Source organism: Streptomyces sp. NBC_00005 (genome assembly GCF_045160215.1).
Lineage (GTDB): Bacteria > Actinomycetota > Actinomycetes > Streptomycetales > Streptomycetaceae > Streptomyces.
Genome location: NZ_CP108316.1, coordinates 2,951,495 through 2,965,179, shown reverse-complemented (window position 1 = coordinate 2,965,179; position 13,685 = coordinate 2,951,495). Strand labels below are relative to the sequence as shown.

General features: G+C 72.4%; 9 protein-coding genes. 3 read left to right on the top strand and 6 right to left on the bottom strand.

Annotated elements, in window-relative coordinates; translation table 11 throughout:
- Window positions 1–60 precede the first annotated feature (60 nt).
- Window positions 61–945: a MurR/RpiR family transcriptional regulator gene (locus OG303_RS13830; RefSeq protein ID WP_405868334.1), complete on the bottom strand. Its 885-nt coding sequence runs from the start codon at window positions 943–945 to the stop codon at window positions 61–63.
- Between the two features lie 158 nt (window positions 946–1,103).
- Between OG303_RS13830 and OG303_RS13825 the strand changes: the two genes are divergently transcribed.
- A complete protein-coding gene (locus OG303_RS13825) occupies window positions 1,104–1,868 on the top strand; it encodes a sugar isomerase domain-containing protein (RefSeq protein WP_405868330.1) in 765 nt (254 codons plus the stop codon).
- 23 nt (window positions 1,869–1,891) lie between these two features.
- Here OG303_RS13825 and OG303_RS13820 read toward each other — a convergent pair whose 3' ends face one another.
- Window positions 1,892–4,900, bottom strand: a complete 3,009-nt coding sequence (locus OG303_RS13820; RefSeq protein ID WP_405877251.1) for a beta-N-acetylglucosaminidase domain-containing protein — start codon at window positions 4,898–4,900, stop codon at window positions 1,892–1,894.
- Between the two features lie 309 nt (window positions 4,901–5,209).
- On the opposite strand from OG303_RS13820, the gene OG303_RS13815 reads away from it, so the two are divergent.
- A complete protein-coding gene (locus tag OG303_RS13815) occupies window positions 5,210–8,098 on the top strand; it encodes a SpoIIE family protein phosphatase (RefSeq protein WP_405868328.1) in 2,889 nt (962 codons plus the stop codon).
- A 165-nt stretch (window positions 8,099–8,263) separates the two neighbouring features.
- Here the strand turns inward: OG303_RS13815 and OG303_RS13810 are convergent, their stop codons facing one another.
- Window positions 8,264–9,580 carry a hypothetical protein gene (locus tag OG303_RS13810; protein ID WP_405868326.1) on the bottom strand — a complete coding sequence of 439 codons (1,317 nt, stop codon included), beginning with the start codon at window positions 9,578–9,580 and terminating at the stop codon, window positions 8,264–8,266.
- A gap of 114 nt (window positions 9,581–9,694) precedes the next feature.
- Here OG303_RS13810 and OG303_RS13805 point away from each other — a divergent pair, with 114 nt between their 5' ends.
- The gene (locus tag OG303_RS13805; protein ID WP_405868324.1) at window positions 9,695–10,915 is read left to right on the top strand and encodes a molybdopterin-dependent oxidoreductase; all 1,221 of its coding nucleotides are present in this window, start codon (window positions 9,695–9,697) and stop codon (window positions 10,913–10,915) included.
- 316 nt (window positions 10,916–11,231) lie between these two features.
- Here the strand turns inward: OG303_RS13805 and OG303_RS13800 are convergent, their stop codons facing one another.
- Genes OG303_RS13800 through OG303_RS13790 form a run of 3 tightly spaced genes read right to left on the bottom strand, consistent with a single transcriptional unit; the run spans window position 11,232 to window position 13,578 of the window.
- Window positions 11,232–12,173: a methyltransferase domain-containing protein gene (locus OG303_RS13800; protein ID WP_405877249.1), complete on the bottom strand. Its 942-nt coding sequence runs from the start codon at window positions 12,171–12,173 to the stop codon at window positions 11,232–11,234.
- Between the two features lie 50 nt (window positions 12,174–12,223).
- On the bottom strand, window positions 12,224–12,850 hold the full coding sequence (locus tag OG303_RS13795; RefSeq protein ID WP_405868322.1) for a DUF2064 domain-containing protein: 627 nt from the start codon (window positions 12,848–12,850) through the stop codon (window positions 12,224–12,226).
- A complete protein-coding gene (locus OG303_RS13790) occupies window positions 12,847–13,578 on the bottom strand; it encodes a glycosyltransferase family 2 protein (RefSeq protein ID WP_405868320.1) in 732 nt (243 codons plus the stop codon). The genes OG303_RS13795 and OG303_RS13790 overlap by 4 nt, the downstream gene beginning before the upstream one ends.
- Window positions 13,579–13,685 lie beyond the last annotated feature (107 nt).

The following is a 13,685-nucleotide window of genomic DNA, read 5'->3' as shown; positions in this document are numbered from 1 at the left end:
TTTCCTCGGTGGTTCATCCATGCAACCGTGGTCACATCGAGTGCCGGCCGCCGGACTGGTTCACCTCGTCCGGCGCGACTTCACCGCATGCTGCGGAGTGATGTGGTCGGTGAGCGCCAGCGAGGCGCTCGCGCGCTGGTAGGAGAGCTGGGCGACCCGGACGTAGAGGCAGTCGACGAGCATCAGGACGGAGTGCCGGCCGCCGATGCTGCCGGTGCGGAAGCTGGTCTCCGAGGTGGCCGAGATGAGCCGGATGTCGGCGGCCCGGGCCAGCGGCGAGCGCGGGTCCGTGGTGAGGGCGATGCTGGTGGCGCCGCGCTCCTTGGCCATCTCGAACGGTTCGAGGGTCTCGCGGGTGGCGCCGGAGTGCGAGATGCCTATGGCCACGTCCGCCGGGGTGAGCAGGGCCGCCGAGGTGGCCGCCCCGTGCACCTCGGTCCAGCCGCGGACCGAGCAGCCGATGCGGAACAGTCGGGTCTCGGTCTCCTGGGCCACCGCGCCGCTGCCCCCGACGCCGTACACATCGATGCGCCGGGCCTTGGCGAGAGCCTGGGAGGCGCGCTCGAGTGCGTCGAGGTCGATGCGGTCGATGGTCTGCTGGATCGCGCGCAGGTCCGCGACGCCGACGACCTGGACGACCCGCTCCAGGCTGTCGTCGGGCGAGATGTCGGTGTCGATCTCGGTGGAGCCCCAGTCGGAGACCTCGCCGCGGCCGCGCTCCTGGGCCAGCTCGATCAGCAGATGCTGGTAGGAGTCGAGCCCGATGGCGCGGCAGAAACGGGTCACCGTCGCCTGCGAGGTGCCCGTGCGGCGGCCCAGCTCGGCGGCCGAACAATGCGTGACGGCGGCCGGATCCTCCAGGATCAGCTCGCCGACCTTCCGGAGTGATCCGGCCAGCCGGGGAAGCTCGGTGCGGATCAGTGTGGTGACGTCCGTCGAGGGCATGAGGAGAAGGTATCAGCCACCCTTCGGGGTACGGATTGAATACCAGGACCACAAAAGCGAGCGATGTTCGCGCATTGCTCGCTGCATGAACCATGTGATTTATTGATTCACCTGTGCAGTCAGATGGGGTGGTTCAATCCACCAGTGGGGAGTATCGCGTGTCCGTCGAGTCTGTGAGCGCCGAGGGCTTCGCGCGGGAGAGCCTGGCCGTACTCCAGAAGATCACCGAGTCCGCACGTGAAGAGGTGGCGGGCGCCGCCGGGCTGATCGCCGACTGCATCCGCGCCAACGGCGTCATCCAGGCCTTCGGCACCGGCCACTCCCAGGCCATGGTCCTCGAACTCGCGGGCCGCGCGGGCGGTCTGGTCCCCACCAACCGCCTCAGCATGGCCGACCTCGTCCTCTACGGCGGCGACGACCCGAGCGTCCTCGACGACCCGCTCCTGGAGCGCAGCCCGGGTGTGGCCGAGCGGCTCTACCGGCTCGCGACACCGAGCCCCGAGGACCTCTTCGTGATCATCTCCAACTCCGGCGTCAACAACGTCATCGTGGAGATGGCCCTGCGGGCCAAGGAAGAGGGGCACCGCGTCCTCGCCATCACCTCCCTCAGCCACACCCATGCCGTCCCGGCGGCCCACCCGAGCGGCAAGAAGCTTGTCGACCTTGCGGACGTCGTCCTCGACAATCGGGCTCCGCGGGGGGACGCGTTGCTGGAGCTTCCCGGTGGCGGCTCGGTGTGTGCCCTGTCCACGCTCACCGGCGTGATGCTCGTCCAGATGGCCGTTGCGGAGGCCTCGAAGCTTTTGCTCGACTCGGGGGATCGGCCGCCGGTCTATGTCTCGGCCAACGTTCCCGGTGGGTTCGAGGGCAATCTGGGGTTGGAGAAGCGGTACGCCGGGAGGATTCGGCGTACCGCCAGTTGAGAGCTCCGTGGCCCCGCGCCCCTTCAGGGGGTCAGCGCCACCGCCAGTGGATATGCGCCGGTGGTGAAGGGAGTCCCTGCCTTCCCTGACGCCACGTCTATCGGCACCAAGGCGTTTCCGTCGGCGGTGGTGACGTATGCCGTGCTGCCGTTCCAGTTCAGGCCCACGTCGAAGGCCGACTTGCCCACCGTCACCTGCTTGCCCGGGGCGCCGGTCACCGTGTCCACCGGTGTGACCGTGTCGCCGTTGCTCGGGCTGACCCAGAGGGTGCGGCCGTCGGGTGACAGGGCGAGGCCGTAGGCCTGGCCGGTGACGAGGAGGGTCGGTTCGGTGTCGTTGGTGGTGGTGTCGATCGGAGTGATCGTCGAGCCGCCGGAGTTGGACACGTACACCGTCCTGCCGTCGGGCGCGGCGACCACGTTGAAGGGGCTGGGGCCGACGGGGACGGCGGTCTCGGCCTCGAGGGTGGTGAGGTCGACGGGCGTGACCGTGTTGTCGTGGATGTCGGCGACGTACAGGGTCTTTCCGTCGGGTGTGATCGCCATGTTCTCCGGGCCGGAACCGACCGTCACGGGTGCGCCCGCTTTCAGGGTGCCGGTGTCCACGGGCTGGACCGTGCCGTCGGTGTAGTTGGCGACCCAGAGCGTACGGCCGTCCGGTGTCAGGGCGAGGCCGGCCGGGACCCGGCCCACCGGGACCGTGGCGGTGACCTTTCCGGCGGCCACGTCGATCACGCTGACCGTGTTGGAGCCCTGGTTGGCGGCGTAGGCGGTGTGCCCGTCGGAGCTCACGACCACTTCACCGGGGTTGGCGCCCACCGTGACGGCGGTGCTCTTCCCGGACGCCAGGTCGATCGAACTCACCGACGCGCCGCTGAAGTTGGCGGTCAGGGCCCTGGACGTGCCCGTGCCGTCGGTGACCAGGACCGGGATGGCCCGGGTGAGGATTCCGGTGCCGGACAGCACGAGCGAGCGCACTCCCTGCGCCGTCCCGGCGGTCACCGTGACCGTGGCCGAGGCGCTGCCCCCGGCGGGGACGGTGACGCTGCCCTCGGTGGGGGAGACGGTGACGCCGTCCGGCACGGCGAGCTTCCAGGAGACCGTGCGGGAGGCGGTGGAGCGCTTGTCGGCGAGGGTGAGTTTCACCGTCTCGGTGGCGTCGGGCTGCAGGCTGAGGGAGGCCGGGCTGAAAGAGGCGTCGGCTCCCGGGTCGGGCGCGGAGTCCAGCATCGTCTTGTAGAGGAACTGGTCCATCACGCCCGGTGAGACCTGCTGGGGGATCGAGTCGAGTTCCTTGCGCTCGGACTTGAGGCGGTTCCAGTAGGTGGTGACGGCGTCCGTGTCGCCCTTCTTGCTCGCCAGCAGCAGGTCCACGGCGGTTTCGCCCGCGGTGCCGTAGCGGCCGAGCTTGTCCAGCCAGGCCGAAGTCTCCTTCAGGAAGCCGGGGTTGGCGAGGTGGGCGCGCAACTCGCGGGGTGTGGCGGCCATGTCGGTGAAGTACGCGGTGAGGGCGGCGGCCGCCCGGTCGAGGCCGCTGTCGTGGTCGTAGGCCGTGCGGAAGGCCGCGATGAGGCGGGTGAGGGTGGGGGACTCGGTGGGGTCGAGCTGGGAGGAGTAGTTGTTCTCGGCGAAGACGCGCATCCATGGCGCGGCCGAGGGCCCGGCGAGGTCGCGGACGGAGGCGAGGAAGGCGGCGCGGGGGTCGTAGGTGTCCGGGTTCCAGAGGTAGGCGGCCGAGGTGAACAGCGCGAGGCGGCTGGCCTCGCCCTGGATCATCGGGTTGGCGGTCACGCCGACCGCCTTCGACGCGACGCCGGGCTCGCGGCCGGTGTAGGGGCCGAGGAGGAGACGGCTGGTGACGTAGTCGTTGACCGGGTAGTTGTCCCAGACCAGGATCGGGTGGCCGAACACCTCGCGGGCCTGCGCCACTTGGTCGGCGGTGATGGTCGGCGCGATCACACCGACGCCGGTCCACTCCACGACGACGGACGGGTCCAGCTTCTCGCGCAGGGCCTTCTTGTACGGGGAGTCGGCGAGGTCCGAGTACTCGGTGGGGACCATCTCCAGGGGCTGGAGGCCGGTGTGGTCGGCGGAGAAGTCCTTCCACACCTCGTTGAGGAGATGTGCCTGGGCCGCGCCCGCGGCGCCTCCGCCGGTGCCGAACTCCTTCTCGTCGGCGTCGCAGTTCCATTGCGTGTAGCTGATGTCGTCGAGCGGGATCGCGAACGACCGGACGCCGATGTCGTACAGCGAGTCGAACTTGCGGGTGAGGGCGGCGATGTCGGACGCGGAGGAGTAGCAGACGGAGAGGCCGGGGGAGAGGGCGTAGGTGAAGCGGACGTGGTTGGCGGCGGCACGGTCGACCAGTTCCTTGAGCTGGGCCAGCTCCGCGGCCGGGTACTCGTCGCGCCACTGGGCGCGGAGGTAGGCGTCGTCCTTGGGGGAGTAGACGTAGACGTTCTGCTTCGTACGGCCGTAGAAGTCGAGTTGGTCGAGGCGCTCGGCGTGGGTCCAGGGGGTGCCGTAGAAGCCCTCGACGACTCCGCGCAGGGCGGCGGTGGGCCAGTCCCGGACGGTCACCAGGGGCAACGTGCCCTGTGCGGTGGCCAGTTGGCGCAGGGTCTGGGCGGCGTAGAAGGTGCCCGTGGTGTCGACTCCGGACAGGGCGAGGAGGGACCGGCCGTCCTTGCGTCCGGAGGCGAGGGTGTAGCCGCCGGAGGCCAGGCCGGTCGGGGACTTGGCGCCGAGTTGCTTCAACGCCCTTGCGGTGGCGGGGTTTTCGGTGGGGCCGCCGAGGTAGACGGTGAGTCCGGCCGCCGGTGGCCTGTCGTCGGCGTCGACCTTCGTGATCCGTTTCGCCCCGGCGTCACGCAGGACGGACTCGACGAGGCGGCGGGCCGACGGGTCGGTCTTCGGGCCGACGATCTCCACGACCCGGTCGGGGACGGTGAGTCGGCCCGGCTTCGCCTCGATGTGCTGGGGAGTCGGCCATACCTGGGGCGGCGTGGCCGGGGCGGCCGTGGCCGTCGACATCGTGGGGACGGTGAGGCCCGCGGTCAGCAGCAGGGCGGCGGCCGTGAAGCGCCATGGACGTCTGGCAGGGAACACGGATTCTCCTTGAGCCAGGGGTGGATGCGGCGGGAGTGCATGCAGCGGAGGTGAATGCAATCACCCGGTGATGCTAGAGATGCTGAATGGATCATTCAATGGCGCATGCAGAGTTGCCCTATATGTGTTCGATGTTGTGGTGTGGGTCACAGCAGGTCTAGGGTGAAAATGCTTGGGGCTCCGCCGGGGGCGAACCGAGTGGCGGTACACGACCGGCCGGCCCCAGGTGAGGAAGTGATCCCGTTGTCCGTCGCCTGGGACGACATCGGCGGACTCGTCGATGCCCACGAACGTTTTCTGGCCGGTGCGCGAGTCGAGGCGGATGTCCGGGGCTCGGTGCTCGAGTCCTGGAAGCGCTGCCGCTCCGCGGGACTCCAAGCGCACCACGTCCTGCTCCCCTATGAGCAGGACCTGACGCTGGACGAACGGTTCCTGCGCGCGGCCGACCCGGTGCTGGCGGAACTGACCGCCTCGCTGGCGGACATGGGCATGACGGTGGCGCTGTGCGACCCGCGGGGCCGCATGATCCAGCGGCTCGGCGGGGACCGGGCGCTGCGCGACCGCCTCGACGAGGTGAACTTCGCCCCGGGATTCGACGCCTCCGAAGCGGTGGCCGGCACCAACGGCGTCGGCACCGCGCTCGCCGAGCGCGGCCCCATCTACGTCGTGGGCCGCGAGCACTTCGCCGACTGCCTGCAGCCCTTCGCCTGCGCGGGCTCGCCCGTCCGCAACCCGCTGAGCGGACGCATCGAGGCCGTCCTCGACCTCACCTGTCTGCGCGACGACGGCGACCCCACCATGCTGCGGCTGGTCCGCGCGGCCGCCCGGAACATCGAGGGCCGGCTCCTCGATCAGGCCACGGAGCGGGAACGGGCGCTGCTTGCCGCGTACCGGCGGGCGGGCCTCGACGCGGGCGGAGCGCTCGGGTCGTCCGGGCATCCCGCGCCGGGGCACGGCATTGGGCGCGACGGCGACAGTCTCGGCCGGATCGACCTGGCCGTGCTGCGGGAGCGGGCCGAGGAACTCATCGCCTCACCGAACCGCACCCTCGACGAGGTCCCCCTGTCCGGCGGCCGCGTCGCCACGCTGCTGCGGCGTCAGGTCATGGGCGCGGCGGGGGAGTCGGGCGTCGCGGTGGAGGCGCGCATCCTGGGCGGGCCGCGGTTGAGCGGACTCGGGCTGCCGACGTCGCCACCGGTTGCCGGGCGGACCGCATCCGGGCCGGCCGCATCCGGGGCGCCTGCGGCCGAGGTACCTGCCGCGGAGGCACCCGCGTTCGACGCATCCGCCCCCTCCCCGGTGGCCACCTCGCCCGCCGTCGTCCGAGCCGTCGTACCCCCATACCCGCCGACGCCGCAGCCGGCCGCGACCGTCGGCGACATCCTCGGCGCTGCCGAGAGCCGGCTGCTGCTCGTCGGGGAGCCCGGCGTCGGCCGGCTGGCCGTACTCGCGCGCCGGCGGCTGGAGTTGCTGCACGAAGCCGGTGTCCGGATCGGGACCACGCTCGACGTCACCCGGACCGCGGAGGAGCTGACCGAGGTGGCCGTGCCCCGGTTCGCCGACTTCGTCGCCGTCGACCTGCCCGACGCGGTGCTGCGCGGCGAGGAACCGGAGGAACTCGGCGGCCGGAGCGCGCTGCGCCGGGTGGCCATCCGCGCCGTACGCAAGCAGCCCCACAACCTCTACGACGTCGGCGACACCGTCGAGTACGTTCCGTCCACGCCGCAGGCCCGCAGCCTGGAGACCACGCAGTCCGTCATGGAGTCCGTCCTGGCCAAGGCGGGCGGCTGGCTGGCACAGGACCCGGAGCGACTGGAACGGGTGCTCGCGGCGGGCGTCCACTCCCTGATCACCGTGCCGCTGCGGGCCCGCGGCACCACGCTCGGCGTGGTCAGCTTCTACCGCTCCGAGAAGCCCGCCCCCTTCGAGGACGACGACCTCTCCCTCGCCCAGGAGCTGGTCGGCCGCGCGGCGATCTGCATCGACAACGCCCGCCGCTACACCCGCGAGCACAACACCGCCCTCGCCCTGCAGCGCAGCCTGCTGCCGAAGGGCCGCCCCGAGCAGAGCGCCGTCGAGGTCGCCTACCGCTATCTGCCCGCGCAGGCCGGTGTCGGCGGCGACTGGTTCGACGTGATCCCGCTGTCCGGCGCCCGGGTGGCGCTGGTCGTCGGCGACGTCGTCGGACACGGGCTGCACGCCGCCGCGACCATGGGCCGGCTGCGCACCGCCGTGCACAACTTCTGCTCCCTCGACCTGCCGCCCGACGACCTCCTCACCCACCTCGACGACCTGGTCGGACGGCTCGACCGGGGCGAGGGCTGGGCGGTGGAGAGCACCCAGGCCGACTCCGGCATCGTCGGTGCGACCTGTCTCCTGGCCGTCTACGATCCGGTGTCCCGGCGCTGCACCCTCACCCGCGCCGGGCACCCCCTGCCCGCGGTCGTCGCGCCGGACGGCACCGTCGAGTTCGTCGACCTGCCCTCCGGCCAGCCCCTCGGCCTCGGCGGCATGCCCTTCGAGACCGTCGAGCTGGAACTCGCCGAGGGCAGCCAACTGGTGCTCTACACCGACGGGTTGGTCGAGGACCGGCTGCGCGACATCGACTCCGGACTGGACCGGCTCCGCAGCGTCCTGGCCGTCTCCGACCGGCCGCCGGAGGACACCTGTGAGGCGGTCCTCGACGCGCTGCTGCCGGCCCGGCAGAGCGACGACGTGGCGCTGCTCGTCGCCCGCACGCACGTCCTCGGCCCGGAACGGGTCGCCCGGTGGGACCTGCCCAGCGACCCGGCGGTCGTCTCCCGCGCGCGCACCGCGGTCACCGGACAGCTCGCCGCCTGGGGCCTGGACGACCTGGCCTTCACCACCGAACTGGTCGTCAGCGAACTCGTCACCAACGCCATACGCCACGCCACCGGCCCCGTCCAGCTCCGCCTCCTCCGCGACCGCGCCCTCATCTGCGAGGTCTCCGACGGCAGCAGCACCTCCCCCCGCCTGCGCCGCGCCCGCACGGAGGACGAGGGCGGCCGCGGCCTGTTCCTGGTCGCCCAGCTCACGGAGCGGTGGGGGACGCGGTACACGCCCGACGGCAAGGTCATCTGGGCGGAACAGCCGCTGCCGTGACGCTCCGCTGGGAGCACGGTCATGCCGCATCGACATGCGGCTCCGCCGCGGGCGCGGGCCGGTGGGGGCTGGTCGCGCTCACGCGGCGGAGCCGCATATCGACACAGCCCCGCGCCCCTTCAGGGCGCTGCCGTACCGCAGCGGACTTCGCCGGACCCGCTCAGGTCACCAGCCCGTCAGCAGCAGGTGGTTGACCAGCAGTGCGAGTGCGGCCTGCGCGGCGAGCCAGCCGCGCGGGCCCGTCAGGAACGCGCAGCCCGGCAGGAGCCACAGCGCGAACGGCAGCCAGATGCGTTCCGTCTCCGCCTTGCTCATGCCGGACGCGTCGGCGACGAGGAGGGCGAGCAGGGCGGCGGCCACGAGGACGCCGAGGCGGAAGTCGGGTGCCGGGGCGCGTCGGGTGAGGGTCGTGCCCGTGCGGCGCAGTCCTGCCGCCGTCGCCGGGCCGACGATGAACACGGTGCAGGCCAGATTCGCCCACACCCAGTAGCCGTACGGCCGTACGCCACCCGCGCCTTGGTAGTAGCGGGTGACCAGCAGGCGATACGCCTCCCACCAGTCGAAGCCCAGCGCGGTGAACACGGCCGGGACCACGGCGAGTCCGGCGAGGAGGGAGGGGAGGGGGCGGGTGCGGTGGGAGCCGAGGAGCAGGACGGCGGCCGCGATCAGGGCGAAGAGGGTGAGGCCGTAGGAGAGGTACGCGGTCAGGCCGAAGAGGAGGCCCGAGACGAAGCCGGTCCGGCGGGGGTGGTGGCCCGTCACCGCCAGGGCCAGGAACGCGATCGCCCAGGCGGCGACCGCAGCGAAGTAGCCGTCGGCGGAAGTTCCCACCCACACCGCCGCCGGGGCCAGGGCGAGGAAGGGGGCCGCGCGCCGGGCGAGTTTCTCGTCGGCGAGTGTCCGTACGGCGACGAGGACCGCGACCGTCGCGGTCGTACCGACCGTGATGCACCAGGTGCCCGCCCAGCCGCCGCCACCGAGGCCGATCCGGTCGAGGAGGACGAAGGTGAGGGTGGCGCCCGGGGGGTGACCGGCGACGTGTGCGGGCCAGTTGTCCGGAGCGTCGATCAGGATGTGGCGGGTGAAGTCCCGCAGAGTGCCGGGGATGTCGTGGAAGCGGCCGATGACCTGCAGGTATTCGTTTCGCGTCGTCAGTTGCTCGGCGATGCCCCGGTACCAGCCGTCGACCAGGGCCAGGGACCACGTCCAGGCCAACGCCGTCCCCCAGACGGTGAGCAGCAGGGGTCGCCAGGGCAGTCGGGCGGCGAGGGTCGGGCCGTACGCCACCACGGCGGCCGCGACGGCGAGCGCGGCCGGGGTGCCGGGGCCGACGTGCGGCTCCCAGGTCGCCAGCAGTGGGGGCCATTCGACGCGGAGTGAGCCGTCGCGGTGCTCGATGCCGGTGCCGACGACCACGGCCGCCACGACGAGCAGCGCGGCGGCCGCGGCGGCGTACAGGTCTCGGCGCAGGTCGCGATTCACGGCGCAAACGCTAGGCCGCACGACCTCCCCCGGACGGCTGACATGCGCGGATGTCAGAGTTTCGTCATGGTTCGCGCACCCGTTCCGGGGGTGCCCCGGATCTACGGTCGGGGCATGAGACGGACACCCTTCTCGCCCTCCTTCTGGCGCAGCCCACTGCGCGGCCCCTGGTTCACCTCCGTGCTCGGCATCGTCCTGCTCGGCGGGATCACGGTGCTGTTCGTGACGGGACTGCTGTCGTACGCCGCCTACAACCCGGACCTGTCGCCGGTGAACGACAAGACCCCGGACAAAGGGCTCCTCGGCTTCTACCTCTTCTCCTGGCCGACCGACCCGCACTGGTTGTACCGGCTCACGCAGGGCGTCCACGTCACCCTCGGGATCACGCTGATCCCCGTCCTGCTGGCCAAGCTGTGGTCGGTCGTGCCGAAGCTCTTCACGCTGCCGCCCGCCCGCTCCCTCACGCACGCGCTGGAGCGGCTCTCGCTGCTGCTGCTCGTCGGGGGCGGCCTGTTCGAGTTCGTCACCGGCGTGCTGAACGTCCAGCTCGACTACGTCTTCCCCGGCTCCTTCTACCCGCTGCACTTCTACGGCGCCTGGGTCTTCTTCGCCGCCTTCGTCGCGCACGCCGTGCTCAAGACGCCCATGGCCCTGCGCAATCTGCGTCAACTGCGCGAGGAAAAGAGCGAGTTGGTGTCCCCGAACCCGGACCCGCCCACCGTCTCCCGGCGCGGCGCGCTCGGGCTGGTCGGGGGCGGCTCGCTGCTGCTGTTCGCCACGACGGTCGGGCAGGACTTCGACGGGCTGCGCCGGACCGCCGTCCTCGCCCCTCATGGCGGCGCCGATCCCGGCAGCGGTCCCGGCGGCTTCCAGATCAACAAGACCGCCGCGTACGCCGGGATCAGCGCGGCGGACAGGAGCGAGGAGGCGTGGCGCCTGGTCATGACGGGACGCTCCGGAACCGTCCGGCTGAGCCGCACCGAACTGCTCCAACTCCCGCTGCACAGCTCGGCGTTGCCCATCGCATGCGTGGAGGGCTGGTCGACCTCCGACCAGTGGTGGCGCGGCGTACGGCTGCGGGATCTCGCGGCCCTCGTCGGCCACGACCAGGATCCGCCCGACGTGTTCGTGGAGTCGTTGCAGCGGCACGGCGCCTTCCGGCGGGCCGCGCTGCGCTCCAACCAGGTCGCCGACCCGCGTTCCCTGCTCGCCCTGTTCGTCAACGGCGAGGAGCTGACCCCCGACCACGGCCACCCGGCACGGGTCATCGTGCCCGCGGCGCCCGGTGTGCTCAACACCAAGTGGGTGGCGCGGATGACGTTCGGAGACCTGTGATGCGTCTGCCCCGACCCCGTCTCGTGATCGGCAGCCCGCTCCAACTCCTGCTGCTCGCCTGCTCGTTCGCGCTCGCCGCCTACGCGGGAGTGCAGCTGCTCGCGCAGGACTGGTTCGGCGTGGCGCTGTGGATCGTGGGCGCGGCCCTGCTGCACGACCTGGTGCTGCTGCCGCTGTACGCGGCGGCGGACCGCGCCCTGGTGAAGGCGGCGGGCCGGCGTCGCACGCAGGTGATGTACGTCCGCGTGCCCGCCGCCCTGTCCGGGCTGCTCCTGCTGGTCTGGTTCCCGCTGATCGGCGGCCGGGTGACGGCGCGTTACGCGTCCGCCACCGGCCTGTCCGCGGACGGCTTCCTCGCCCGCTGGCTGCTGGTGACGGCCGTACTGTTCGGCGGCTCGGCGCTGCTGTTCGTGCTGCGGCTGCGCAGGGCGACGAAGCTGCGGCCGCCGGCCGTCCACTGATCGACGGCCCGCCAGCCCGCGCGGTCCGCGTGCCGCAGCAGGGCCGACGTGCCGAGCCGGGCCCAGGGGAAGGGGCTGCCGGTGGCTCCTCGCGCGTCGGTGACATGCACCCGTACCCGCTCGTCGACGTCCGGGGCCGGAACCGTCTCGGCGATCAACAAGCCGCCGGGAGCCAGCAGTTGGGCCATGCGGTCGAGCAGGGCCTGCGGGTCGCCGCCGATGCCGACATTGCCGTCGATCAGGAGGGCGGTGCCCCAGCGGCCCTCGCCGGGCAGCGGCTCGAAGACCGAGCGGCGCAGGGCCTGGCCGCCGAGGGCGACCGTGCGGGTCACGGCCGCCGCGCTCACGTCGATGCCGAGCACCGGCCATCCGCGCGCGCCGAGCGCCGCTACCAGGCGGCCCGGTCCGCAGCCGACGTCGAGCACCGCACCCTCGCAGCGGCGCACCACCGCCAGGTCCACCGCGTCGGCCTCCGCGCACCAACGCTCCACTTCGAGCAGCAGCAGCCACCCGTCGGCACGGCGCAGGAACAGGGGTCCCCGGCCGGTGCGCAGGGCGTCGGCGTAGGGGTCGGCGGACCAGGTGCCGTCGTCCACGAGCGTGCGGGTCGGCCAGGTGCCGCCGTCCTCGTCCGCGAGGGCGTCCGGTGGCGGGGTGTCGTCGCCGCCCCTAGTGTGAGGGCGCGGGCCGTCGGTGCCGGCGCCCCGACCGGTCGGCGAAGCGCCGGTTAGGGGAGCGACGTCGTCATCGACGCCCCGCCGTAGGTGGGCCGTGACCGCACCGGCCTGGCGCCCCATCCGCGCCGTCGTCTCCCGCCCGAACCGCGTCGTGACTTCTTGTCCGCCGCTCATCGCCCCGCCGCCGCAAGGCGCGCCAGCTCCGTGGCGAAGCGTCCGTCGGGTGCGGTCTTGGCGACCAGTTTCGCGTCGTACGCCGTGTCGACGTCCCGCATTCGCGGCAGGTCCCGCACGCGCAGTCCCGCCAGCCGGGCGCGCTGGACGGCACCCGTGCGCGGCGTCGACATCGGGACGCCGCGCAGGAGTGCGGGGTCGGGGTCGGCCAGCCCCAGGGCCCAGAAGCCGCCGTCCTCGGCGGGGCCGAAGTACGCCTCGCAGTCGGTGAAGTCGACGGTGAGCAGGTCGGGCGTCACCTGCGGGGTGTCCATGCCGATGAGGAGCGCCGGGCCCTCGCAGTGCGCGAAGGCGGCGGCCAGCCGTTCGTCGAGGCCGCCCGGGCACTGCCGTACGACCTCGAAGCCGGACGGCAGCCACGGGCCCGGTTCGCCCTCCAGGACCAGGACCCGGCGGCGTGCGGGCGTCCGTGCCACCGTGTCCAGGGTGTCCGCGAGGGCCGCCTCCGCGAGCGCGGCCGCTTCCTGCGGGGTGAACGGCGGTGTCAGCCGGGTCTTCACCCGTCCGGGCCTGGGTTCCTTGGCGATGACGAGGAGGGTCGGGGAGGCGGCACGGATCGTCACGGGCGGGCTCCTTCCCGGGCCCGCGGTTCGACCGGCGGCTGGGCCAGTACCCGGCTCATGTCCCGCACCGCCTGCCAGGTGCCGCGCCAGGTGCCGGTCACCTTGGAGGCGCCCGTACGGGGGTGGTACGGGACGTCGTACTCGCCGATGCGCCAGCCCGCGTCGGCGGCGCGTACGACCATCTGGAGGGGGTAGCCGCTGCGGCGGTCGGTGAGGCCGAGGGCGAGCAGCGGCTCGCGGCGGGCGGCGCGCAGGGGGCCGAGGTCGTGCAGGCGCAGGCCGGTGCGGCGGCGGAGCAGGTGGGAGAGGGCGAGGTTGCCGGCGCGGGCGTGCGGGGGCCAGGCGCCGCGGGACTGCGGGCGGCGGCGGCCGAGCACCAGGTCGGCCTCCCCGGCCAGGATCCGGCGCACGAACGGCACCAGATCGGCCGGGTCGAGGGAGGCGTCGCAGTCGCAGAAGCAGACGATGTCCGCCGTGGCGGCGGTCAGGCCCGCGTGGCAGGCGGCGCCGAAGCCGCGCCGCGCCTCGTGCACGACTCGCGCGCCCAGAGCGCGGGCGATGTCCGCCGAGCCGTCGGTGGAGCCGTTGTCCACGACGAGCGCGCGCCATCCGGGCGGGATGCGTTCCAGCACCCGGGGGAGGGCCTCGGCCTCGTCGAGACAGGGGAGTACGACGTCCACGGACGCCGCGCCCGCTGCTCTTTCGTCTGTGTCGGAAGGGGTTGTCACGGCATTCACCCTACGAGCGCGAAAAGGGCATATCGGGCCTTGGCTCCTTACGAAACAGGGACGTCGGGAGCCGACAGCGGCGCAGGCGCGTGCGCGGTGCGAGGCTG